This window comes from Paenibacillus sp. J22P218, from assembly GCF_056269195.1.
Genome location: NZ_JBWDNL010000009.1, coordinates 37,971 through 61,090, shown reverse-complemented (window position 1 = coordinate 61,090; position 23,120 = coordinate 37,971). Strand labels below are relative to the sequence as shown.

Annotated in this window: 22 protein-coding genes; 12 read left to right on the top strand and 10 right to left on the bottom strand. The window is 49.0% G+C overall.

Translation table 11 applies throughout. From position 1 onward, the window contains the following. Nucleotides 1-100 precede the first annotated feature (100 nt). The 3 genes from AC0YN0_RS28785 to AC0YN0_RS28775 are packed head-to-tail and all read left to right on the top strand — an operon-like array spanning nucleotide 101 to nucleotide 1,767. Nucleotides 101-802: an IMP cyclohydrolase gene (locus tag AC0YN0_RS28785; protein ID WP_475824379.1), complete on the top strand. Its 702-nt coding sequence runs from the start codon at nucleotides 101-103 to the stop codon at nucleotides 800-802. Between the two features lie 22 nt (nucleotides 803-824). Further along, nucleotides 825-1,388: a TlpA family protein disulfide reductase gene (locus AC0YN0_RS28780; protein ID WP_475824378.1), complete on the top strand. Its 564-nt coding sequence runs from the start codon at nucleotides 825-827 to the stop codon at nucleotides 1,386-1,388. Continuing rightward, on the top strand, nucleotides 1,378-1,767 hold the full coding sequence (locus tag AC0YN0_RS28775) for a ribosomal maturation YjgA family protein (RefSeq protein ID WP_475824377.1): 390 nt from the start codon (nucleotides 1,378-1,380) through the stop codon (nucleotides 1,765-1,767). Before AC0YN0_RS28780 ends, AC0YN0_RS28775 begins: the two co-directional genes overlap by 11 nt. Before the next feature lie 9 nt (nucleotides 1,768-1,776). Here AC0YN0_RS28775 and AC0YN0_RS28770 read toward each other — a convergent pair whose 3' ends face one another. Beyond that, nucleotides 1,777-2,436, bottom strand: a complete 660-nt coding sequence (locus AC0YN0_RS28770; RefSeq protein WP_475824376.1) for an AlkZ-related protein — start codon at nucleotides 2,434-2,436, stop codon at nucleotides 1,777-1,779. 157 nt (nucleotides 2,437-2,593) lie between these two features. Between AC0YN0_RS28770 and AC0YN0_RS28765 the strand changes: the two genes are divergently transcribed. Together AC0YN0_RS28765 and AC0YN0_RS28760 are read left to right on the top strand one after the other, a co-directional pair. Beyond that, on the top strand, nucleotides 2,594-3,406 hold the full coding sequence (locus AC0YN0_RS28765) for an alpha/beta fold hydrolase (RefSeq protein WP_475824375.1): 813 nt from the start codon (nucleotides 2,594-2,596) through the stop codon (nucleotides 3,404-3,406). 54 nt (nucleotides 3,407-3,460) lie between these two features. Further along, nucleotides 3,461-4,144: a hypothetical protein gene (locus AC0YN0_RS28760; protein WP_475824374.1), complete on the top strand. Its 684-nt coding sequence runs from the start codon at nucleotides 3,461-3,463 to the stop codon at nucleotides 4,142-4,144. Between the two features lie 60 nt (nucleotides 4,145-4,204). On the opposite strand, the gene AC0YN0_RS28755 is transcribed toward AC0YN0_RS28760, so the two are convergent. After that, a complete protein-coding gene (locus AC0YN0_RS28755; protein WP_475824373.1) occupies nucleotides 4,205-4,855 on the bottom strand; it encodes a hypothetical protein in 651 nt (216 codons plus the stop codon). A gap of 157 nt (nucleotides 4,856-5,012) precedes the next feature. Here AC0YN0_RS28755 and AC0YN0_RS28750 point away from each other — a divergent pair, with 157 nt between their 5' ends. Both AC0YN0_RS28750 and AC0YN0_RS28745 read left to right on the top strand, forming a co-directional pair. Continuing rightward, on the top strand, nucleotides 5,013-6,059 hold the full coding sequence (locus AC0YN0_RS28750; protein ID WP_475824372.1) for a LacI family DNA-binding transcriptional regulator: 1,047 nt from the start codon (nucleotides 5,013-5,015) through the stop codon (nucleotides 6,057-6,059). Nucleotides 6,060-6,078: 19 nt separating this feature from the next. Next, nucleotides 6,079-8,268 (top strand): alpha-galactosidase, encoded by a 2,190-nt coding sequence (locus AC0YN0_RS28745; protein ID WP_475824371.1) that lies wholly within the window; start codon nucleotides 6,079-6,081, stop codon nucleotides 8,266-8,268. A 258-nt stretch (nucleotides 8,269-8,526) separates the two neighbouring features. Here AC0YN0_RS28745 and AC0YN0_RS28740 read toward each other — a convergent pair whose 3' ends face one another. Together AC0YN0_RS28740 and AC0YN0_RS28735 are read right to left on the bottom strand one after the other, a co-directional pair. Continuing rightward, a complete protein-coding gene (locus tag AC0YN0_RS28740; protein WP_475824370.1) occupies nucleotides 8,527-9,033 on the bottom strand; it encodes an SRPBCC domain-containing protein in 507 nt (168 codons plus the stop codon). A gap of 145 nt (nucleotides 9,034-9,178) precedes the next feature. After that, nucleotides 9,179-9,466, bottom strand: a complete 288-nt coding sequence (locus tag AC0YN0_RS28735; protein ID WP_475824369.1) for a hypothetical protein — start codon at nucleotides 9,464-9,466, stop codon at nucleotides 9,179-9,181. Nucleotides 9,467-9,737: 271 nt separating this feature from the next. On the opposite strand from AC0YN0_RS28735, the gene AC0YN0_RS28730 reads away from it, so the two are divergent. Together AC0YN0_RS28730 and AC0YN0_RS28725 are read left to right on the top strand one after the other, a co-directional pair. Further along, entirely contained in the window at nucleotides 9,738-10,559 is an 822-nt protein-coding gene (locus AC0YN0_RS28730) for a MerR family transcriptional regulator (RefSeq protein WP_475824368.1), read from the top strand. Between the two features lie 7 nt (nucleotides 10,560-10,566). Then, entirely contained in the window at nucleotides 10,567-12,345 is a 1,779-nt protein-coding gene (locus tag AC0YN0_RS28725) for an ABC transporter ATP-binding protein (protein WP_475824522.1), read from the top strand. 45 nt (nucleotides 12,346-12,390) lie between these two features. Here AC0YN0_RS28725 and AC0YN0_RS28720 read toward each other — a convergent pair whose 3' ends face one another. From AC0YN0_RS28720 to AC0YN0_RS28695, 6 genes are all read right to left on the bottom strand, one after another. Next, the gene (locus AC0YN0_RS28720; protein ID WP_475824367.1) at nucleotides 12,391-13,122 is read right to left on the bottom strand and encodes an MOSC domain-containing protein; all 732 of its coding nucleotides are present in this window, start codon (nucleotides 13,120-13,122) and stop codon (nucleotides 12,391-12,393) included. Nucleotides 13,123-13,275: 153 nt separating this feature from the next. Next, nucleotides 13,276-13,953, bottom strand: a complete 678-nt coding sequence (locus tag AC0YN0_RS28715; RefSeq protein WP_337100900.1) for a TIGR00266 family protein — start codon at nucleotides 13,951-13,953, stop codon at nucleotides 13,276-13,278. A gap of 81 nt (nucleotides 13,954-14,034) precedes the next feature. Continuing rightward, nucleotides 14,035-14,448, bottom strand: coding sequence for a hypothetical protein (locus AC0YN0_RS28710; protein WP_475824366.1), 414 nt, complete (start codon nucleotides 14,446-14,448; stop codon nucleotides 14,035-14,037). A 31-nt stretch (nucleotides 14,449-14,479) separates the two neighbouring features. After that, a complete protein-coding gene (locus AC0YN0_RS28705) occupies nucleotides 14,480-14,902 on the bottom strand; it encodes a hypothetical protein (RefSeq protein ID WP_475824365.1) in 423 nt (140 codons plus the stop codon). A gap of 19 nt (nucleotides 14,903-14,921) precedes the next feature. Beyond that, complete coding sequence (locus AC0YN0_RS28700; RefSeq protein WP_475824364.1) at nucleotides 14,922-15,359, bottom strand: hypothetical protein; 438 nt, start codon at nucleotides 15,357-15,359, stop codon at nucleotides 14,922-14,924. A 15-nt stretch (nucleotides 15,360-15,374) separates the two neighbouring features. Further along, a complete protein-coding gene (locus AC0YN0_RS28695; protein ID WP_475824363.1) occupies nucleotides 15,375-16,697 on the bottom strand; it encodes an SPFH domain-containing protein in 1,323 nt (440 codons plus the stop codon). 193 nt (nucleotides 16,698-16,890) lie between these two features. Here AC0YN0_RS28695 and AC0YN0_RS28690 point away from each other — a divergent pair, with 193 nt between their 5' ends. From AC0YN0_RS28690 to AC0YN0_RS28680, 3 genes are all read left to right on the top strand, one after another. Further along, on the top strand, nucleotides 16,891-17,487 hold the full coding sequence (locus AC0YN0_RS28690; RefSeq protein ID WP_475824362.1) for a YitT family protein: 597 nt from the start codon (nucleotides 16,891-16,893) through the stop codon (nucleotides 17,485-17,487). A 98-nt stretch (nucleotides 17,488-17,585) separates the two neighbouring features. Then, entirely contained in the window at nucleotides 17,586-20,939 is a 3,354-nt protein-coding gene (locus AC0YN0_RS28685; protein WP_475824361.1) for an S-layer homology domain-containing protein, read from the top strand. A gap of 136 nt (nucleotides 20,940-21,075) precedes the next feature. Next, on the top strand, nucleotides 21,076-23,088 hold the full coding sequence (locus AC0YN0_RS28680) for an S-layer homology domain-containing protein (protein ID WP_475824360.1): 2,013 nt from the start codon (nucleotides 21,076-21,078) through the stop codon (nucleotides 23,086-23,088). Nucleotides 23,089-23,120: the final 32 nt, after the last annotated feature.

Genomic DNA, 23,120 nt, shown 5'->3' with positions numbered 1-23,120 from the left:
CGAACAGGAAATACCGTCTACTAGAAGACGGTATTTCTTTTAGTACAAAGTAAAGCTATGATAAATAAATCATAAAAACATATAAAGGTGGAAGGTCAGAATGACTTTGTTCGAACAGCAGCTTTTTGCAAATCCGTATCCCGGAAGAACGCTAGCAATTGGTATGACGCCTTCAGAACAATATTACGCGCAAATCTATTGGATCATGGGAAGAAGCGACAATAGTCGCAATCGTGTGTTCGAGCTCAACGGGCAGAGCGTGAGGAACGCGGCTTATGATCCAGCGAAGCTCGAGGACCCCTCCTTGATTATCTATTACCCGATTCGGGTGTGCGGGGAGCAGCATATCGTATCGAATGGTGATCAGACTGATACGTTATATGACGGATTTACGCAAGGAATATCATTCGAGGACGCGTTAAAAAAGAGACAGTACGAGCCCGACCCGCCGCATTATACGCCTCGGATTTCAGGTGTAATCGACACTCATGAGCGCCGTTTCAGCTTATCGATCTTAAAGTCGAATAACAATGATCCGTCCGTATGTATCCGCAATTTCTATCACTATAGTTCCTTTACGCCAGGAATAGGGCATTGCATACATACCTATAGAGCGGAGGAGCAAGGCGTACTGAGGCCGTTCCAAGGTGAACCTATGGAGGTGCCGATTTTTGATTCAATCGAAGAAACGGCTGAATTTTATTGGCGCAAACTTAACGAAGACAACAAAATTTCGTTGCTAGTCAAGTTTATTAGAGTGCAGGATCATTCCGTACAATATGTCATACTGAACAAAAATTGATAAGAGGCGGGGGCCGCTAAAGGTGACGAAGAAAAAGCTGCTCGCGGCGATCGCGGGCTTGCTCGTAACGACGGGGATTGTCGTTGGCGTGTTTCTGGTATTTCAGTTCTTGTTGCAATCTGCGCCGCTTGAGACCGTCATGTCGGAACAGTACGGCAATCGCATGATCGACTTTGAATTGACGGATATGAACGGCAATATGACCCCGGTATCCGCATCGTCGGGCAAGCCGAAACTGATTAATTTCTGGGCTTCATGGTGTCCGGGCTGCCATGACGAGGCAGAGTCATTAAACCGCATCTATGCGAAGTATAAGGATGAGGTCGAGATCATATCCGTGAACGTCACGACGGAAGATACGGTAGAGGAAGCACAAGCGTTTTTGGATGCGTACGACATCCAATTGCCGGCTTTGCTTGATGAGGATGGCACGGTGTCCGCACAGTACATGATATCGGCTATCCCAACTAATTTTTTCGTCAAGAGGGATGGCACAATCCATAAAATCACGTACGAGATTACGGAGGCTGGCGCTGAGGCGTTCATTAAAGAGCTGTTAGTCAATAACGAGGACGATGAAAGCTAGATTCTATTATGGAGCAGCTATTCTCTTTCTAATTGCTGCGGGCCTTGGCGTCAGACGTTATTCGGCTGCTTTTCCTCCATTCGTATCGGACCATTTTGGAGACGGGCTGTGGGCGTGCATGATCTATTGCGGCGTTCGATGCTTGTGGGTGAACAAGAGGGTAGGATGGGCGGTCGTCATAAGCACGGCCATTTGTTTCGGCATGGAGTGCAGTCAGCTCTATCAAGCGAATTGGATCAATGAGATTAGAGATACGACCCTTGGCGCTTTGGTCCTTGGCCACGGGTTTCTGTTTGTTGATTTAGTCAGATATAGCATTGGCATTATGCTGGCGGTGATCGTAGATGGAATAATGAAACGCCTAAGTCCGCGGACTTAGGCGTTTAGTTTAAGTTTTTTTAGCAAAATAGCTATACGACTTGTCCGTCGTACATAACTCGCGAAGACTAGCTTGAATCTGCTCCTTGGCCTGCTCGATTGATGGATCCGCTAGCGGAAGCTTGTCCTTAAGCTGCTCGAGCCAGTAGTCTGACGTTTCGTAGCACATGCTGCTCCAGCCTCCGTCATGATCGCTTTCTTTCGCTCCGGTAATGACAATGTCTCCGAAGTTCTGGAGTTGAACGAGCGCGGACTCGTAATCCTTCTTCTGCTCCTTCGCATCAAGCCTGGCTGCTTTCCGTAATTGCCTTGTATCTATGTTGCCTGCCTCACGGATAAGCTCGTACAGCCTATAGGCATGTGTCGATAGTAGCCCGTCCCGATACCTCTCTTCTACCGATGTTCCACCCGATAGTAACAACCGAACGAGCGGAAAGGCATCGACATGAATGAAGGAGGCCTTCGTACCGAAAAATTTCCCGTACGCCGCATAACCATCCTTCACGATGCGAGTGCGCCAAAGCCAAGGATCGAGCTCTGTGCCCGTATGCCATTCATTATCGGCTGTTGCAGCGGTAAGTGAAGGATATCCAGCTACGAGATCGGAGAATGGAAATATGCGATAGCGGATAACTTGCTCGACAAACTGATCATAGGTTGTCTTACTCATTTTTTTTCAAAAGCCTCCCCGCAATGGATATGCTGAAACCTACTGTTAATTATATCCATTGTAAGTTTGGTTTGCTATAGACGATTAGGCCATCACCCATTGCCGGCAAGATGCGTATGCTGATTGTATTGAGGATTGAGCCTAGGGAGGAATCGGGATGGGATATTTTGTGGAAGTGGAGACGGATGTGAAGATCTATGTGGAGGACGTGAATCCGTCCAGCAGCAAAGTGATCTTCTTCATTCATGGCTGGCCGGCGAGCCATAAGCTGTTCGAGTATCAGTTCAACGTGCTTCCGGCAATGGGTTATCGTTGTATCGGTATCGACCTTCGCGGCTTCGGTCAATCCGACAAGCCGTGGGACGGGTATAGCTACGATCGGCTGGCGGACGATATTCGCTGTGTCGTCGAAGCGCTTGGACTGCGGAGCTTCGTGCTGGTCGCACATTCGGTTGGCGGAGCGATAGCGATCCGTTATATGGCCCGTTACCAAGGGTACGGCGTGAAGAAGCTCGTGCTGCTCGCCGCCGCCGCGCCTAGCTTCACGCGTCGTCCGAATTTCCCGTATGGGCTGGAGAAGGCTGATGTGAATAAGCTTATCGATGCGACGTATAATAATCGACCGCGAATGCTGCAGGATCTCACTTATATGTTCTTTTACCAGAATGTCGGCGAACCGCTCGCGGATTGGTTTTTTCAGATGAATCTCCAGGCAGCGGGTTACTCGACAGCAACAGTGCTGGAGTCGTTAAGGGACGAGGTATTGTTCGGCGATTTACCTTGGATTAAAGTACCTACTTTGATCCTGCAAGGCATCCATGACGAGATTAGCAAGCCGCCGCTGGCGGAAGCGCTGCATGAGGGGATTGCCAATTCACGCTTAATCTGGCTGTATAACAGCGGTCATGGATTGATGTGGGAGCAGCGGAATGAGGTCAACGACGAGATAAGCAAGTTTATTGATCGATGAAGCAACCTATAGAGATTGCGCCCCGTCTAATATGGAAAATAGAGGGGGATTGCAATGAAGCGATTAATCGGTGGCCGCTTTGCTGTTGCCGTCATATTATTGATCATGCTTGTCTTGCTTGCGGCAGGCTGCGGCGGAGGACAAGGCGGATATAAGGATAACGTCTTAATCGGCCATTTCTCGAGCTTGGATCACGAACAGGGGCGGGTTACCGTCGATATTTCGGAGTGGGCCCATCGGAACGATAGAGGGGGTGCTCAGAACGATTGGGGAATGGAATATAGTGGAAAGTTGTCTAGCAGCATGATTGTTCGCAATGAAGCAGGAGAGTCGGTTGATCCTGCAGCATTAAAGAATGGCCAGAAGGTACGTATCTATCCGCCTGATCCAACAGGCGATAAGCTTAAGGAGCTGCTGGTTCTGGATATGACCGAACAGGAGAAATATAAGCGGATGGGTTGGCTTGCGCGGAGCAAAAACCGATTTTATACGGTTGTGGCAAGCGGTACTGCTGCTGAAGAGCAATATGACTCTACGAACATGGAGCAAGAACTCCATACCGCCCTGCAAGGGGGGCTTTCGTTGATGGAATATGATCCGAAAGCAAATGAGCTTGTCGATGTAAAGGACGAGTTCGCGCTTAAGGCGTTCCCGGCCTTTCTCGTATTCGATAATGAGAAACTGGTTTACAAGACATATAAGACAGATGAATTGGAGAAATTTCTGCAATCGAAATAAAAGATGAACGGCTGGCTTAGAGGGAGGAGTGCCCCTTTAAGCCAGCCGTTTCTTTTTACCTTAGATCGTCCACTGTGAATGAACGATTGCGCTCACATACCAAGCGCCTTCATATTGCTCGAGCACAAGGATAAGGCTCTCCCAATCCATGCCTTCGTACTGGGCATCGAAGCCGCTGAAATGATAATCAACCGTGTAGCTATCAGGGAATACATCCTTTATATTGACGAGCGTATTGCCATGGCCGATAATCTCGTCTTCGCCGACGTTCTCTGCTTCGATAAACGGTTTGTCATAGACAAACTTATCGTAATATTGCGCGAAGGTGAGGGCGATCGGTTCGCCGGAGCCGTCATAAGCACCCCAAGTATGAATGGTCGCATCGGTCAGTGCAGGCAGAGCATCTGCCTGAAAGGTGAGCGCGGATGCTTGATCAATATGGGCATAAGGAGAGAATAGCAGCCCTTTGACCGGATGAACGAGCGATGCAAGCATCGTTAGATCTTTGTCTTTAAGCGCTTGAACAATAGCATCTGCGGCCTCATGGGTTGTCGCATAGGTTGTTGGGGGCGGAGCTTCGGTCTCGCTGACTGCCGGGCTTGTTGGGCTTGTTGTCGGCTCGTTCTCATTGGAATTGATATTGCCGCCATTAGCTGCACACCCTATTAAGAGTGCGGTTAGCGCGAAGGCAAATAACAGTTTCTTTATCATCCTAATCACCTCAACTGGTTATTCATGAATGTTATTGTATGATGTCAGACGTAATCGGCATGCGAATGTTGCAGGCGGACTTGTCATGAAAGCGCTCATTTGCTAAAATAGGCATTGTAACGTTTAGTAAATTTATTAACTAAATAGAAGGTGGAACATGGCAACGATCAAACAGATTGCGCAAGAAGCCGGTGTTTCCGCTGCCACCGTATCTCGGGTGCTTAATAACGATATGACTTTATCCGTCAGCGAAGAGACGAGAGCACGCATCTTTAGCATTGCCGAACAGCTCCAATATAAGCCGTCCCGATTGCGGCGAATGAAGAAAGAAGAGCTGCTGTCGAGGCAGCAAGTAGGTTTGCTTATGTGGTCATCGATTGAGGATGAACATAACGATCCCTATTTCTCTTCCATACGAAAAGGAATTGAGACGCGATGCGAAGAGCTTGGCCTCTCGATTGTAAAGGTGCTTCGCGGTAATGCTCGCGCTGAATGGCAGTCCTTGCACGAGTTGGACGGTCTCATTGTCGTCGGTTCGATTAACGATCAGGATGTCAATTCGCTCTATGCGCATCGCGACCGGATCGTGTTTCTGAACCATAGCACGCCTCCTCACGATTGCGATTCGGTCAATCTCCATTTCGAACAAGCGATGAAGGACGTGCTTGGCCATTTATTCACGCTTGGCCATACGAAGATCGCTTTAATCGGTGGGGAAGAACGTGTCCATTCGCTAGGGCAGCAAACGCAGCAAGTTCAGGTAATTCTCGATCCCCGCAGCTATCATTTCGAGCTGCTCATGCAAGAGCGAGACTTGTATCTTCCTGAATTTGCGATTACTGCAGATTGGTCAACCGGCGGCGGCTATGACGCTATGAATCGGTTGCTGGATCAAGCGGAGCTTCCAACAGCTTGCTTCGTTGCAAGCGATCCGATGGCAGTCGGCGCCTTGCGCGCCCTGCATGAGCGAGGAGTATCGGTCCCGGAGGAGATGGCGGTCATCGGATTCGATGATATCGAGCTGTCCGCCTACTTGAATCCGCCGCTTACGACCGTTCGCGCTCATACCGAGCAGATGGGCAGAACAGCAGCGCAGCTGCTGCTGGAGCGTATTGAAGGTCGCGAGGCAGCCGTTCATGTAAGGGTCAATACGACATTGATGGTAAGGGAAAGCTGCGGTCACGATTTAACGAAACTACATTAATAGGTTAGGGGATATTACGATGTCTATTCATTATGATGAACAGAAAGCATTATTCCATTTGCAATCCAAGGATACGAGCTATGTCATTCAATTAACGAAGCAAGGTTACCCTGCGCACTTGTATTGGGGCAAGAAGGTCCGCGGCCTGCAGCTTGACCGATTGCTTGAGCTTAAAGAGCGCGCATCGTTCAGTCCAAGCACGGATTTAAGCCAGCTTTCGTTGTCGCTCGATACGCTGCCGCAGGAATATCCGACTTACGGAAGCTCCGACTTCCGGACACCTGCAATTCAAGTTGCGCTGCCGAACGGTTCGACGGTTACGGAGCTAAGCTACGAATCCCATACGATTCGCAGCGGCAAGCCGGCGCTAACTGGATTGCCTTCTGTATACACGGAGCAAGACGACGAGGCGCAAACTTTGGAAATAACATTGAAGGACGAGCTATCGGGTCTCACTGTCGTTCTTTCCTATACCGTCTTTGAGAACTTCGACGCGATTACTCGCTCGGCAACGATTACGAACAATGGCAGTTCAATACTGCAGTTGCAACGGGCGCTTAGCATGAGTCTTGATTTCGCGCATGATCGGTTCGAAATGCTGCAATTATCAGGTGCATGGACACGCGAGCGTTATGTGCACAAGCGCAAGCTCGAGCCTGGCATGCAATCTGTAGAGAGCCGCAGAGGCTCAAGCAGCCATGTGCAAAATCCGTTCATCGCGCTGCTAGCTGAAGGAGCCGACGAGGATCATGGCGATGTGTATGGAGCAAGCTTCGTATACAGCGGCAACTTCATTGCCGGCGTCGAAGTCGATCAATTCCATTCGGCTAGGCTGTTCATGGGCCTCAATCCATTCGACTTCAACTGGCAGTTGGAAGCGGGTGAGCAGTTCCAGACACCGGAGGTCGTTCTCGTTCACTCTGATCAAGGGCTTGGCGGCATGTCGCGCAGCTTCCATGATTTGTATCGCTCCAGGCTGATTCGCGGCCAATTCCGCGATCAGACACGTCCAATTCTCGTCAACAACTGGGAAGCAACGTACTTTAACTTCACCGCAGACAAGATCGAATCGATTGCAAAGGTCGGACAAGAGCTGGGCATCGAACTATTCGTACTAGATGACGGCTGGTTCGGCAAACGTGACAATGACACGACATCGCTGGGCGATTGGTTCGTTGACCGCAACAAGCTTCCTAACGGTCTTGAGGATCTCGTTAGCCGCGTGAAGAAGCTTGATATGCAGTTCGGACTTTGGTTCGAACCGGAGATGATCTCGCCGGAGAGCGAGCTCTACCGCGATCATCCGGACTGGTGTCTGCATATTGATGGGCGCAGACGGACGCAAGCCCGCCAGCAGCTTATTCTTGACCTAAGCCGTGCTGACGTTCGCGAATACATCGTACGCGTCATTTCGGATATTCTCTCCAGCGCGCCGATCACCTACGTGAAGTGGGATATGAACCGCAATATGACCGAGATCGGTTCGGCGCTTCTGCCGGCGGAACGCCAACGCGAGACGGCACACCGTTACATGCTTGGTTTGTACGAAGTGCTTGAGAAGATCACAAGCGCATTCCCGCATATTTTGTTCGAGAGCTGCTCGGGCGGAGGCGGACGTTTCGATCCGGGGATGCTGTATTACATGCCGCAAACATGGACGAGCGATAATACCGATGCCGTTTCCCGTCTGAAAATTCAATACGGTACAAGCATTGTGTATCCGGTAAGCGCAATGGGCGCGCATGTGTCAGCTGTACCGAACCATCAGGTAGGCCGAATCACGTCGCTTGAGACGCGCGGCAATGTCGCATTGTCGGGCAACTTCGGCTATGAGCTGGATTTGACGAAATTTACGGAACAAGAAAAGGAAACCGTTAAAGAGCAAGTGGCGCTGTATAAGGAAGTGCGTCATCTGGTACAGTTCGGCGACTTCTACCGCTTGCTTAGCCCGTTCGAGGGCAACGAGACGGCATGGATGTTCGTAGCGAAGGATAAGAGCGAGGCATTCGTTGTGTTAGCTGCCGTTCTTCAAGAGCCGTATCCGAAGCTGAACCGCTTCCGTCTGAAGGGCCTTGATCCGAACCGCGATTATGAGCTGGTTGGCGAGGAAGGCGCATACGGCGGCGATGAGCTGATGCATGCCGGCCTTAAGTTGCCGCAGTTCCACGGTGATTACGCTAGCCGTGTCTATCGTTTCCGTACGGTGTAGCAGCATCCAGCCTGCGGGTTAGTCACTTATCAGGATTTTCTCCCGTTATTTTTTAGGGAATGACCAAACAATTAGTGAATAACGGGAAATCCTCATGTTAATTTCAATCCTATCTGCAATACAATTTCCAGTTATTTCGTTCGAGCGCGCAGTTACGTAAAAAAACCGTTCTTTGACAAGTGGCGAGAATATCCGCCATCTGAGCAAGGAACGGTTTTTTGTATGCTTACTTTCCTTCCAGGCGTGCGAACACAATCCTTACGCTTGAAGACCGCGCAGGTGCTCGGCTAGCCGAGACCAGGTCTGATCCATGCTCGGAATGAGGCCCATCTCCACGGTGCGCTTCAGCGCGCCCGACGAAACGAATTCAACACGGTTAGTCAGCTTGGTCTTGCCTTGAACGTCTTCGAACGTGGCGGTTACGAGCAAACCGTCGTTAGCTTCGATGACGCCGTTCTCGTCGGATATATAATCCTCATAGACGAGCTTGTCCGGCGCTGCGATTTCGCGATAGATCGCTTTGCCCCATGATTTCGTCTGGCCATCCTTGAATTCCAGGCAATATTGCCAAGCCCCTCCTGGCTGGAGGTCGACATTGCATAACGTAAGATTCCAGTCCCTTGGCCCCCACCAGCGTACGAGCTGGGCCGCTTCCGTATACGCTTGAAACACAAGCTCCCGCGGCGCGTCGAAGCTCCGTTCGAGCATGAGGATGTTGCCTTTTGCCTTTGATTTTAGTTTAGTTGTTTCCTTCTTCTTAATCATACCGATCTCCTTCATTTAAATGAATCAGAGCTTTCATAAACTCCTAAAGAGTACATGTATTGTGCCAAAATAGCAACAGGAAGGTACGGACCGCACCTTCCTGTCGCTGTTGCTATAATGGATTGGTATGTAAATAGAAGGTCAACTAGGCTCCGAGTGAAGCAGAGAAAATGCCCACGAGCAATACAAAAATCAAGAAATAAAGAATAGTCACAATTAATGCCCATAGGAGAGCAGCTTTGTAGTAGTTCTGTTTAGTAGGATTGCCTTCTCCGAATGCCCACACGAACATCATGATGATGTTGACGATAGGGATGATGAGAATAAGCATTTGCAGCATCCAGTCCTTAACGCTGATTACCGGCGATACTTGCTGATTCGGATTGTACCCTCCGTTGTAAGGATTGACTTGCGGCTGATTGTTGTAATCCAATTGATTCGCTCCCTTAAGTTTGATTAACGTTGTCACACAACGTTCACATGCTTATTATAGCGGGAACAAACTTTATTACAATCCCTTTTTTGCTAAAATCCCCCTAATTTATTAAAAATACTACGATACTTGTCCTATTTTTCGCTAGAATAGTAGATTAATAGACATCTGTTCAACATTCGTTTTAGAAAAATTTGTCGATATCTTTTGCGTATTATCTATTGCTCTTGACGTTACGTCAAGTCTTACACTTAAGGCAGGAGGTGCGGAAATGGAACAAAGTATGAAGTCTAATCAGAAGTACGGTATAGGCGCTTTCGCGAAGCTGACGGGAGTAACAGAAAGGGCGCTTCGATATTACGATCGCAAAGGGCTGCTCGCGCCGTCTAGCCGCAACGAGCACGGTCACCGTTTTTATACCGAACAAGACCTGTTCCAATTGCAAAAAATATTAACGCTTAAATATTTGGATTTTTCATTGGAGGAGATTCGAAGCTATCTGGAGGAACCGGAGATCGATCTGCAGCACTCCTTGGCTTCGCAGTATGAAATGCTGCAGCAGAAGCAGAGGCAGCTTGAACGGGTGATGGAGACGATCTCGCGTATGCAGAAGCTATTGGATGGAGCGGGCAAGGTTGACAGCAACATGCTGCTTGTATTCATTCATAGCATTCAGAATGAAGAAGTACAGAAGGAGTGGTTGTCGCAGCAAATGCCGGCTTCCGTCGTCGAAGCTATCTTTATGAAAGGCATGTCCAAGGAAGCTCGTCTAGACCAGGAGAAGACGATGATTGCCATATTGCTGCAGTTGAAGGAGTTCCATCAACAAGGCAAGGACCCGACAGAGACGGAGGTCATGGAAAAGGGGGGCGAGCTGGTTGCTATGCTGGAAGGGCTGCTAGCTCCGATAATGGGCGAGCTTACGGAGCAAGAACGCGCTCAGCTTGAAGAGATGGGCGAGAGGGAGGGGATGATCGATCCCTTCTTATTCCCGAACGCTTTTACGCAGGAAGAAGAACTTTATTTCGCCAAAGTGTTCGAGCACATCGAGGCGCTTAAGTCGATTGTCGGAGGTGAGCGCAGTGAAGAGTAGGGGAAAGATGGAAACGGAGAGTACGGGAGCAGCCGGTATGAACGTCAGACAATTTGTTCAGCTCATTGCAAAGCATAAGCCAGCAGCATGGCTGATTGCAGCCGCCATGCTGCTGGGAATTGGAGAAACGGCTCTATCGCTTACGATTCCCCTGCTTACGATGGATATGGTCGAAGAACTGTCAGCCTCAAGCCTGCGGGCGGTAACGATTGCCGTGCTGGGGACGGTATTTCTGACGCAAACGGCGATGTCAGGTTTCTCGGTCTATACGATGTCCTATATCGGCCAATACATCATAAGCGGCTTGCGGCGGGAGGTGTGGCAACGGGTATTGAAGCTGCCTGTTCCGTTCTTCGACCGGAACAGCTCGGGAGAGACGATGAGCCGCGTTACGAACGATACGAACGTTATTAAAGACTTTATCATTGGACAGGTTATATCGTTTTTGGGAGGCATCATCTCGGTTATCGGAGGCGTTATTTTGCTGCTGACTATCGATTGGCGGATGACGCTGCTCATGCTTGTAGCCGTACCGGGTGCCCTGCTCATCTTATGGCCGCTTGGATCGAAGATGTTCAAGGTTTCCAAGTCGATGCAAAACGAGACGGCTTTGTTCCAAGGCGATCTAGGACGCGTGTTATCCGATATTCGGCTCGTAAAGGCATCGCTAGCCGAGCCATTGGAGAAGCGGCAAGGCAGCTACCGCATCAATAGGCTGCTGCAATTCGGCCTGCAAGAAGCGAAGATCGTAGCGATTGTATCTCCGCTTATGATGTCGGTCATGCTGCTCATTCTTGTAGTGCTGATCGGTTACGGAGGCGTACGGGTTGCGCAAGGGTCGCTAAGCGGCGGAGAACTGGTAGCTATCATTTTGTACATGTTCCAAATCGTGATGCCCTTCACGCAGATGGCCTCGTTTTTCACGCAGTTTCAGAAAGCGATGGGCGCATCGGAGCGATTGCAAGAGCTGCTGGATGAACAGCCGGAACAATCGGAAGCGGAATTGGAAGGAGTCAATAAGCACGCAGCAGCTGCGACTTCATCGGCAAATAAACAGGCAATCGAGTTTATAGATGTAGGCTTCGGTTATACACAAGACCGCCCATTGCTTCAATCGCTTACGTTGCGAGTCGAGCCCGGAAAGACGACGGCCTTCGTTGGGCCAAGCGGCACGGGAAAAACAACGTTGTTCTCGTTGATCGAGCGGTTCTATGAGCCAAGCTCAGGCCTCATTACGTATGGTGAGCAGCCGATTGCCGACATGCCGCTGGACGAATGGCGCGGACGAATCGCATACGTCTCGCAGGATAGTCCGATGATGGCCGGAACGATTCGGCATAACTTGACTTACGGACTGGATCTCGAAGCGGAAGACAAGCTGAGGGAGGCGATTGAGCAGGCGAACTTGACCTCGTTCCTAGATTCGCTTCCGGACGGATATGATACGGAAGTAGGCGAGCGGGGCATCAAGCTGTCCGGCGGCCAACGCCAGCGCTTAGCCATTGCCAGAGCGATCTTACGCGATCCCGATATCTTGCTGCTTGACGAAGCGACGGCACATCTGGACAGTGAATCGGAGCAACTGGTGCAGGAAGCGCTGCAAGTGCTGATGCAAGGCAGGACGACGCTCGTTATCGCTCATCGGCTGTCGACGATACGCGGCGCCGATCGGATTGTTATGCTGGAGAAGGGGGAAGTGACAGGCCAAGGAACGCATACGGAGCTTATGGAATCGCATGCGCTATATTATAAGCTTGTGCAGCAGCAAATCGTTGCGGACAGCTAGTCCATCGCCAATAGCCGTCCGCTCCGCATATGTCCTGTCGGACGGTTATTCTTTTACATATACAGCGTCGCCAATTGACAGTGTGCCGGTCTGCTCTACATTAGCATAGACGCCAAAGTTCAGACCGAATTTCTCATTCACGGTTCGCAGCAACGAGCTGTCCTTCTCCAGCCGATCAGGATCGATCGTAATCATGGAGCAGCGGTCGCATTCGGATTTCACTTGCAGTCTTATATCTCCGATATGCAGTTGTTTGCCGATCCAATCGCGTTCATGACCTGCTTCATTGTTGACGGCTATCACGATATTGGCTCTAAAGCGTCGGTAGTCCAACGACTTGCCCCAAGCGTCCTCAAGCAAACGCAGCGATCGATCCGTAATAATAAGTATGCCATCGCTATCTACAGCCAGCACGCCATCACGGTCAGGTGCATACTCCAGCAGGGTGAGCTTGTTTTTCGAATGGGATTCAATCTCAGCTAACAGCTCTTCATTCCATTCACGAATGCGGCCGTCTGGTCCAGTAATCTGGACCTTAGGGAAAGCATGCGCTGTGCCTTCGCCAACAAGCTTTGCTTTATATTCAAGCATCCCCGCATAATTGCGGGCGGTGTAATAACGATCCCAGCCTTCCTTCGTCACATCTATGAAGGCGCGCGCACGGTCGCCATGCAGGCCGTGAGTATCGACTTTACTCGAAGACAAGCTCTCGCCTGCGAAAGATTTGACAGGATATCTGTTCAATTGAACGATGGTTCCGATTGTTTTCAACGACATCGTAAGTAAGCACCCTTTCCCTCCAGCCTATTTCATAAAAAAAGGGCAGAGAAGCCGGTTCGTCCAAGCTCCTCTGCCGTATTCAGCATTAGTATAATCGAAAATGCCGCGAAAGAAACGCGCTACACCGCTGCAAGGACGGCGATAACCGTTCTACCTTGCCGGTATGAATTGTTTCACCCAGTTGCCGAAGCCTGCCGGATTACGGCTTTGGACAAGGATTACGCCTTCGCCGCGGAATCTGCATACGAGTGCTTCGCCGCTTGTTATGCTGGAGAACCAGCCTTTCGATGCCTTCTCGATCGTGTACTGCATATAGCTCGGCCATGCGACCAAATGCCCGTTATCGACAATGACTTCTTCGCCTGGAGCAAGATTAATCGCGTGTATGGCACCGTACGAGGAGAGGAAAACGGTACCTCTGCCGCTGATCTCGACGATGAAGAAACCTTCGCCGGAAAACAAGCCTTTCGCGAGATTTTGCATTTTCGTATTGACCTGAATACTGTCCGAGCCGGCTAGGAAGCCGTCCTTCTGCACATTGAGCGTGTAGCTTCCGTCAAGCTCGATGGATTGAATATCGCCCATTGCGGTAGGGGCGAGCAGCACCTCTCCATTTCCCCGTGCAGCGGTCATTTCTTGGAAGAAGAACTTTTCCCCGCTAAGCATTCTTCCGAAACCTCTCATTAGTCCGCCGTCGACTGTGCCGGTCAGATCGATCGTTGGCGACATCGATACCATTGCGCCGGACTCGGCTTTCACTTTCTCGCCCCGATTAAGTCCTACCCTCAGAAGCGCGAACGCTCCTTGGTACAGCACCTCGTATTTCATATGTATTCCTCCTATCAGTTGAAATGTTATCGTCGTTCACATAGGTTAAGTATAATCCATTTCTACCTTGGAGCGTTAGGTCTAACCATTTACAAGAAGCGTATCGCAATAATCGCAATTGCCGGTTTGGTTTGATTGCAGTTGCTTCTTCGCCCCGCAGCCCGGGCAATCGATCCATTTAAATGTCGGATTGACGCTTTGAGGCGGCGATGGGGCTGGATTCAATGGTTCAGGACGATTTGAGAGAGGTTGAGCGGCATTAATAGCATCGTACGCAGCCTGCCGCTGCGCTCGTTTCTTTTTGTCGCTGCGAGCAATGATCTTTACGCCTAATACGGTTAGTACTGTTCCAGGAACAATAAAGAGTAATAAGCCAAAGGTAATGATAGTTGCAGCATCTTCTCCAGAAGGAAGCCCAATTAAAGCAAGCATGAACATCATGCCAAACAGCAGTACAGGGACTCCTATAATTATCATAAGTATTCCCCAAAACATGGTTGAAGCCTCCTATCTTGTATCATGACAACTAACGGTAGGCAAGTGTCGAACCGCAATAATCGCAATTGCCGGTTTGGTTCTGCTGCAGCTCCTTCTTCGCCCCGCAGCTTGGACAGTCAATCATTTTCGGAGAACCGGAATTGATGTTGGGATGACTGCTGCCGTTAGCATTCGATGGGGGCGGATACGGTGGAGGAGGCGTGACAATGATCGGATTTTCCCGTGCATGTCGTTCAGCCTCTTCTATCGATTGCATGTAGCTCTTATAATTTTTTCTGCCAATAATAATTAGACAAATACCCGGAATGATCATAATAGCAATGTACACGGCTACACCTGATAGAATATCATTTAATTCATTTCCCATAAAAAAGGAGTAATTAACGCTTGCGCCTAACCCTATGAGCGTTAAAATAATGCCACACACTTGCTTCGCTTTTCCCGGTTTCATTTGGAAATCCTCTTCTCGCTTATTTGACTGTCAGCAGCTGTTTGTTTCGAAGCTTAATTTGTTCGCTTATCGTTATGATTTTATTTCGAAGCATATGTAGTGCGGATTCGCGATCTTCATGTCCGTTAACTGCGCCAATCTGGGAAGGCAGTTGATTGATATCCGCAATGAGATGCTGCTCCTCGGATACGAGAGACGGGTGAATGACGGGATCGCTGTATTGAATGAGCTCTTTCAGCGCAAGCAGACTTTTTTGGAATTCTTGCTGCTGATCCTCCTCCAATTGCTTTACTGCAAGGAGGGCTTCATGTATGACGACCTGCAAGTAACTCCAAGCCTTAGCGGAGGCTGCAGTTTGCCGCTCCCGCTCGATGAATGACCGCGCATATCGATAGATAAAAGGACTTGCCGGTATGAGAACGAGAATAAGTAAGACAATTCCAATAAGGATTAGCATTCAGCGCACGCTCCTTTAAGTGAGATTATGGCCGCAATCCCTGCAGAAACGTTGATTAGGCTCTACGTTGCTCCCGCAATTCGAGCATTGCAGCAGGTTATTGGTGCCGCAATGCGGGCAGAACTTGACGTCCGAGTCGATTTTCTCCCCGCAGCCCTTGCATGGCTTTGGAAAATCAGCTCCGCATTTGTCGCAATGCGTGCTTCCTTGTTCACAATCAGCTCCGCACTTCGGGCACGGATTGTACGGATCTCCGCAGTTGGAGCAGAACTTTGAATGGCTAGCCATAGGCTCGCCGCATTTGTTGCAGGAGTGTAGCTTTGGAGCGGGTCCGCCGCCTGAACCGACAGTGCCCGCGAAAGGTTTGCCGCAGCCGTTGCAGAAGCGGGAGTTGATATCGTTTACGCTGTTGCAGGAAGGACAGGTTCTATTAGATACGCTGGGCCCCGTATTCAATATGCCGCCAAGTTGGCCCATCTGGTTACCGAAGGCTCCGCCTAGATTAGTGCCCATTCCGAAACCAAGGCCCGCGCCAAGCAGGGAGGCCTGAGTGCTGCCTTCGTTTTTGGCTGCCCCTTCAAGCGTATCGAACGTTCTCTCTTGCTGGTAGTTGTATCCGATAATATCCATTTCGGCTTTGCGCGCCAGCGCGTCGCGAAGCTTGACGATGGACGGGTCATCCTCCGGCGAGCTGATGGAGTCAATGTAGAAGTTGTGCAGCAGGATGCCGAACGGCTCCAGCATCGTCTTCACTTTTGCCTCGACATGGGCCGAGATCTCGCTAATGTAGGCGTTAATCTCCAATATGCTTATTTTTTTAAGAACGAGATAGGAGGATAATATTTCATTGATATTCATCATGAGCACGCCGCGAATATATTTGGAAAGGCTGCTTTGCGTGAACTCGGAAACTGTGCCGACGAGCTTGACGAGTAACTTGCGCGAGTCCTCGATCGTAATGCCGAACTGGCCGAACGCTCTCACAGGCACGATGACATTGTATTTCGGATCCTGAAGCTTGACGGGGGAGGCTGTGCCCCATTTCACATCAAGCACGGTTGCACGGTTCACGTACCATACCTCCGCAGTGAACGGCGACTTGCCGCCAAACGGAATATTAATGAGATCTTTCAGGAAAGGAATGTTGTACGTGCTAAGCGTATGCCGCCCAGGTCCGAATAAATCGAGCGCCAGGCCTCCCTTGAACAGGATAGCCTCCTGCGATTGATTGACGATAAGCTGAGTCCATGTGCCCATCTCTTCATTCGGATATTTCCACGCAAACACGTCGGGACTTCCATCATATTTGACAACCTCTACTACTGCCAAATGATTCACCTCTTATATGCTGATAAATAAACACCTATGCCAATTGTATAATATTGCATATAGTTTGGCACTCCTTATGTACGACTGCAGCACTAAATTCGTTTCGTTGGAAGTGAATATCCAATCCATTCCAATTAATCAATCATGACAAGCCCCAGAGGAACATATATATCAGACAGGCTATTATAGGGGACTGGTGAATATGTTTTCTTTGAAAAAGATCGGGGCCATCGTTATCGGCAGCATACTCATCGCTATCGGGATCAATTTTTTCGTTGTGCCGCTCGGTATACTGGATGGCGGCATCATTGGCGTTGCGCTCATCATCAATTACGTCTTCGATATCAAGATTGGGTTGATTATGCTGATATGCAGCATACCGATCTTCGTGCTTGCATGGTTCTACAATCGCGAGCTGCTCTATATTAGCGTAAGCGGATTATTGCTTTCTAGTTATGTGATCGATTTCATGGAGCCGTATCAATATTATTTCAGCTACTATATCGAATGGACGCCGTTCACGAGAGCCGTAGTTGGAGGCTTGGCGATCGGAACGGGCATCGGCGTTATGCTCAGGCAGCATGTATCGACGGGCGGAATGGATTTGATCGCGGAATACTTATCCGAGTATATCAAGATTAATGTTGGCATCATCGTGTTAATTATCGACTTGCTCATCATCAGCATCGGTGAATGGATACTCCCTGGCGACAGCTTCTTTCTCTCGCTCATGACGATTACCGCGGGGGGACTTGCGACAAGCATATGTACTCTTAATCGTAAAGAATTGGTAGAGTGAGAAATCCCATATATGTACAATAATGCATTATTCAGGTACGATGATAGATAGGTAGATTAGACCAATATTTCTCTAAATAACAGGAGGATCTATTGAAGATGTCGACACATTCATTTCGTATTAAAATATTAGGCATGCTTCTGGCTTTGCTAGTAAGCGTGCCTAATTTTGCTGTGCAACAAAAGGTGTTTGCAGAGGCAGAAGCAGGACAGACGCAAAATCGCTATTTTGACGAGAATTGGAGCTTTGCCGCTGACGGAGCGGTAGTTATACAGCCGGTTATTGGACCGGACGGCGTTATTTATATTTTAACGGACAAAGGGAAGTTCTACGCTTTGCATGCAAATGGTACAGTCAAGTGGCTTGCATCGGTTCAAGCGCCAGGTAATGAAGCTGAGTATCGCACGCATATTAAACTTGGCCAGGATGGGACCGTTTACGTAGGATCTGGTGGGAATTTGGCAGCCTTTGATCAAAACGGGGCCAAAAAATGGGATTATGAGACGACATATCCCGGTTTTCGGTCTCTCGAGATTCAGCATGACGGTATGATTTACATACATGAAAATTGGATGGGAGATCTGCTTGTTCTGAATCCAAACGGTACGAAAGAGTTGACGTATTCATGGGTATACGAGCTCGTCAAGTATGAGGAAAAGTCGGGGGATAAGATCTATTTCACTACGAGTAAGAGTGAATTAGAGGGATCGAGGTTCGTGAACAGTCTTTATGTTTCGCAATTGTCCAACACTGGGGCTGTAGAGTGGAAGCAAAAGGTGGAGGGCAATTCAACATACGGCACATCAACCATCGATGGAGCAGGAGATATTGTGGTTCCCGTTCAAACTGTGAAAAACACTTTTTTCGAAACGGGTGTATATGAAAGTCCAGAAAAGGAGCCATCCGAGCTGATTGTAGTCGGCGACAATCAAATAAAGAAAACATATCCATTATCTGCTCGAACCTTGGCCCCGCCTGCTTACGATAAGGAAGGGAACGCATACATCGTTACGCGAGACGCAGTGCTCTCGAAGTTCGATGTGGCAGGCAAGCTTGAATGGAAATATGTAATTGATGGCCGAACGGATATTTTTGAGAATGGCCGTAATATTCTGGTGGAGCAGGATGGAAGCGTGCGGTTCTTCAGCTCGTTAGAAAGAAGAGTCAATGGCCCGGGAGGTGGCACAGTCACCTACTATGAGGATAAGGAGCAAGTTATACGACTAAGCAAGGACGGTAAATTACTGTCCTCATTCGCAGGAGAATTGCCATACTACAACTACACCGAGTTTGTTGGCGACGGGCTGATCCTTACTCATGATTATACTAGCGTGATTTTGAAGGATCTGGATTTGTCACAGCGTTCGCAATACTATATGGATCCATCAGTGAAGATGAAGGTTCAAAATTTAGATTCCATTATAGCTGGATCCAGCAGCGGCACAGTCGTATCCTTGAGCGTGAAGCAAGCGGCCAGTCCTGAAGCTATCGTTGGTCTATCGTTTGGAACACTTAGCAGACAGCTATCCGTTAATTTTCTGTATGAAATAGAGGCAGTTGTCCAACGCGGCGATGGGAAGAAGGAGATTAACCCAGCGGGCATACAGTACAAGAGCAACAATGAGCAAATTGCGTATTTTGACCAAAATAAGTTACGAACGGTCAGCCCAGGAGAAGTTGAATTGACTGCCGAGTATTCGGGATTCAAAACAAGTACAAGAGTGAAGGTTGAGGGAAATCCCGAAACGTCGAATCGGCCGACCGTCACATACAGCGCCGAACTAGGAAAGAAATGGGAGGTTATGCTTCCTGAATTGGATATTAAAAAGGGAGAGTATTACAATGCGCCTTGGGTTGCAGACGACGGGACTGTTTTTATAACGAACAACTTGGGGAAGCTGGCGGTTTATAGCGAGAACGGCACTTTGAGATGGGAGGAGGATTTGAAGCAACCGATAACCACCGAGCCGGTAGCTGGTCCTGATGGAAGAGTGTACGTCAGCGGAGATGACGGACTACTAGTTGCATATAACCCCATCAACGGTCAAAGGTTATTGAGTGTCAATAATTCGACTTCTCATAGCAATTCGATGCTGGATTGGGATCGGAGCGGAGTACGCTATACAGGCTATACTCCTAACAATCGTTATATTAATGCTTATATAACATCAGAGCTTAAGGCCGTAAATGCTCAAGAGGAGCTCTTATGGACGAAGTCCTTGGATGGCGAAATAGCGCATCGTGAAGCAGTGTTTAGCAGCAACGAGGATACTCTTTATATCGTATCGACGAAAGTGGAAAAGACAGAAAATGTACCAATAGGTGGTGAGTTCTCTTTGGTGCTCAATACCATTAAAGGTTATATGCATGCAATAGATACGGCCACTGGCAATACACGCTGGACCTATGTGCTGCCGGAGACGAAGAGTGAGCAATTCTACTTAAAGCCGGTTTTATTGGAGAACGGAACAATTATAATGGCAAATAAGAATGGTATTGTAGAAGCACTTGATGTTAACGGAAAGAAGATTTGGAAAGAAAATTTGAAGTTGAACCTGCTGTCTAACCCTTTCTTGAGCGACGAGAAGCCTGTTATGTCCGTATGGGATTTTGGAAATCCAAAGTTGGAGCAAAAGGGGAACGTAAATGTATTAACTATCCAGGAACATGCGGAATCGTTAAGCCAGCGAGGCGATGAACTGCTAATGTGGATAAATGAAAGCGGAGTAGACGCGCAAAACAAATTGAGATCGCACCATTTCCTGGGAGCTTCCGAGCTTAATGGTAACATGAAGTGGAAGTCGCCGCTTATAGGTGAAAATTTATATGTTAGCAATGTTACCGAAGACAATTTGTTTGCTGCCTACAATTACGAGTCGAGAGCTTTGAGCATGTATGAGGTCGCTGTAACGCAAAACATTCAGTTTACCGATATTTCCACGCACTGGGCGAAAGAAGCGATTGAACAGCTTGCGAGAGACCGTATAGTTGAAGGATTCCCAGACGGCACATTCAGACCGGATACGAAAGTATCCAGGGAACAATTCATCGCGATGCTGGCGAAGAAGCTAGCCGTTAAGGATGGTGAGAAGGACAGCACTGCCGTATTCCAGGATGTAGGATCGACGCGATGGTCGAAGCCTGTAATTGACGCAGCGTTGTCGCTTGGCTGGATTATGTCAGATGAGTTCGATGGCAACTTCAAGCCTCAACAATTGGTAACGAGAGAAGAGATGGCCGTATGGACGGCCAGGGCGTTAAAGCTGGAGGACAACGAGAGTGGTTTAGACTGGATAAAGGACAAGGACATGATTAAGGCAGAGAATAGGGGACTGGTAGGCGCAGCCGTCGCGGCCAGACTTATATCGGGCTACAGTAACGGCAAATTCGAACCGCAAAACTCGTTAAGCCGTGCCGAGGCAGCGATTGTTCTCACGCGGATTATTAACTAACTAGGCGGGGAGAGCAAGCACTATTTTGGATTTCGTGTTTATTCGCGATATTTCGCAATCAGCATATGGTACGATACGTGATGAAAATTAAGGTTTATTATCATGTTTCAGCCATGTGCTGGGAGGTCGGGACGGAATGATAAAGTTCAATTCAATAACGAGAGTGTTGGCTGTTTTATTGGCCTGTATGATGGTAGTGCCCGCTATGGGGGCGAACGCTGCCTCGGTCAAGCCGAAGCTAGAGCCTTATGCTCTGCCGGTTATAGATATTGATATCGATGTGCCGATTATTGAGCTGCCTATTGATTTACCGCCAATTATAGTAACGAAAGAACCTGCCGTTCTTCCATTGAGGTGGCAGCTGGACGGGTTCGAGATGACGGGAGATCCGATCGTTTCGCCTGACGGCACCATCTATATCGAGCAGAGCGATAAGTACACGTTCGAAGACGGATTGGCTTCGATTTCTCCGGCTGGGGAGAGAAAGTGGTTCTGGGATGCAGACGACTCTGCTAATTATAATCCGCTCACGAAAACGGCAGGTATTGGATCAGATGGTACGGTATATGCAGGATACATGGATCTGACGATGGCGTTTCATCCAAACAAGTCAGTCAAGTGGGCAATTGATGCGCCAATGAGTTCGAAGCCTGCGTTTGCGGCAGACGGAACGATTTATATGGGTTCAGGAGGAGCACTTCTTGCACTGAATAAGAATAGCGGCGCGATCAAATGGAAGTTCCCTCTACCGGCAGGCGAAGTAGCATCGTTTGCCCCGGCTGTTGCATCGGATGGGTCGATCTATTTCGTTTCTTCCTTAGGCAACCTCTATAAGCTATCGTCCAAGGGCGTTTTGCAGTGGAGCAAGGCGCTTACGGCCAATGCATCCATTAAAGGTAAATCCAACACGCCCGTTATTAACAAAGACGGATTAATCCTCGTTCCTGCTACAGATGGCAATTTGTATGGCTTCACTGCAGATGGAGTTCTCAAATGGATTCTTACCATTAGCGGCGCGGAGCAAGTATCCGCGGCCGTAGATAAGGATGGATTCATTTATGCGCTATCCAATTCGGGCAAGCTGATTGCACTAAAACCGAATGGCTTGCAGTTGTGGATGAAGGATTTGAAGCTGAGCTATGTCAATCCGATTCGGATCGGACCGGACGGAAATCTATGGCTGACGACAGGGAGTAGGCAAGTAAGAGCTTACGATAAGAGTGGCAATGCGATTTGGAAATACGATATACCTGATGGATATGGGTTCGATTATTCCCCTGTGTTCGGCAAAGATGGAACGGTTTACGTGCTTAGTTCGAATAAGTTGTATGCGTTAGGCAAGGTTGGCGTCGACAATGTCCATTTGAACAAAGCTTCTCTGACGCTTGAAGCGGGCAGCAGCGATGTTTTGCTCGCTACAGTGGCTCCGGACAATGCCGTGAACAAGAACGTTGTATGGGAGTCGAGCAACCCGGCGATCGCGACTGTTAACGCGCAGGGCAAAGTAACGGGAATTGCGGAAGGAACGGCAATCATCACTGTTCGCACCGTTGAACGCGGCCGCTCGGATACGGCGGCGGTCGTCGTTACGGCTGGAGCAGCACCTGAAGCCTTCTCGGATACGGGTGGACATTGGGCCGGCGCGTATATTGAAGAGGCTGTAACGAAAGGCATCGCGAAGGGATACCCGAATGGAACGTTCAGGCCTAACGGCAATATTACGAGGGCTGAATTCGCGGTCATGCTGATGAATGGACTAAAGCCGGATGTCCTAGGCTCCGCTCTTGGCTTCAAGGATAAGGCCGCCATCGGGTCATGGGCAGTCAAGGCCGTATCGCAGGCTGTACAGCTCGGAATTATAACCGGCTATACCGACGGCACATTCCAACCGGCCAAAAATATATCGCATACGGAAATGGCGTCGATGATCGTAAGGGCATCCGGCCTTGCAACGCCAGAAGTCGCAACGACAGGTTATACGGATGATGCCGTAATACCTCAGTGGGCCAAAAAGGCAGTTGCTACAGGCAAAGCACATGGGATCCTCGTCGTAGGCGGTGAGAATAGCCAAGTGTTTATGCCAAAGGCATTGACGACGAGAGCAGAGGCTGTCTCCTCGATCGTGAAGATGCTCCAATTAATCGAATAAATTGAGCTTAACTTAACAAAGCAAGCCCCAGA

Excerpts from the sequence above, each read along its gene's own strand:
- AC0YN0_RS28775 (WP_475824377.1), top strand. The coding sequence starts at position 1,378 with ATGAAAGCTAGATTCTATTATGGAGCAGCTATTCTCTTTCTAATTGCT.
- AC0YN0_RS28730 (WP_475824368.1), top strand. The coding sequence starts at position 9,738 with ATGGAACAAAGTATGAAGTCTAATCAGAAGTACGGTATAGGCGCTTTC.
- AC0YN0_RS28680 (WP_475824360.1), top strand. The coding sequence starts at position 21,076 with ATGATAAAGTTCAATTCAATAACGAGAGTGTTGGCTGTTTTATTGGCC.
- AC0YN0_RS28690 (WP_475824362.1), top strand. The coding sequence starts at position 16,891 with ATGTTTTCTTTGAAAAAGATCGGGGCCATCGTTATCGGCAGCATACTC.
- AC0YN0_RS28725 (WP_475824522.1), top strand. The coding sequence starts at position 10,567 with ATGGAAACGGAGAGTACGGGAGCAGCCGGTATGAACGTCAGACAATTT.
- AC0YN0_RS28750 (WP_475824372.1), top strand. The coding sequence starts at position 5,013 with ATGGCAACGATCAAACAGATTGCGCAAGAAGCCGGTGTTTCCGCTGCC.
- AC0YN0_RS28710 (WP_475824366.1), bottom strand. The coding sequence starts at position 14,448 with ATGTTTTGGGGAATACTTATGATAATTATAGGAGTCCCTGTACTGCTG.
- AC0YN0_RS28745 (WP_475824371.1), top strand. The coding sequence starts at position 6,079 with ATGTCTATTCATTATGATGAACAGAAAGCATTATTCCATTTGCAATCC.
- AC0YN0_RS28755 (WP_475824373.1), bottom strand. The coding sequence starts at position 4,855 with ATGATAAAGAAACTGTTATTTGCCTTCGCGCTAACCGCACTCTTAATA.
- AC0YN0_RS28685 (WP_475824361.1), top strand. The coding sequence starts at position 17,586 with ATGTCGACACATTCATTTCGTATTAAAATATTAGGCATGCTTCTGGCT.
- AC0YN0_RS28720 (WP_475824367.1), bottom strand. The coding sequence starts at position 13,122 with ATGTCGTTGAAAACAATCGGAACCATCGTTCAATTGAACAGATATCCT.
- AC0YN0_RS28700 (WP_475824364.1), bottom strand. The coding sequence starts at position 15,359 with ATGCTAATCCTTATTGGAATTGTCTTACTTATTCTCGTTCTCATACCG.
- AC0YN0_RS28785 (WP_475824379.1), top strand. The coding sequence starts at position 101 with ATGACTTTGTTCGAACAGCAGCTTTTTGCAAATCCGTATCCCGGAAGA.
- AC0YN0_RS28715 (WP_337100900.1), bottom strand. The coding sequence starts at position 13,953 with ATGAAATACGAGGTGCTGTACCAAGGAGCGTTCGCGCTTCTGAGGGTA.
- AC0YN0_RS28770 (WP_475824376.1), bottom strand. The coding sequence starts at position 2,436 with ATGAGTAAGACAACCTATGATCAGTTTGTCGAGCAAGTTATCCGCTAT.
- AC0YN0_RS28740 (WP_475824370.1), bottom strand. The coding sequence starts at position 9,033 with ATGATTAAGAAGAAGGAAACAACTAAACTAAAATCAAAGGCAAAAGGC.
- AC0YN0_RS28760 (WP_475824374.1), top strand. The coding sequence starts at position 3,461 with ATGAAGCGATTAATCGGTGGCCGCTTTGCTGTTGCCGTCATATTATTG.
- AC0YN0_RS28705 (WP_475824365.1), bottom strand. The coding sequence starts at position 14,902 with ATGAAACCGGGAAAAGCGAAGCAAGTGTGTGGCATTATTTTAACGCTC.
- AC0YN0_RS28765 (WP_475824375.1), top strand. The coding sequence starts at position 2,594 with ATGGGATATTTTGTGGAAGTGGAGACGGATGTGAAGATCTATGTGGAG.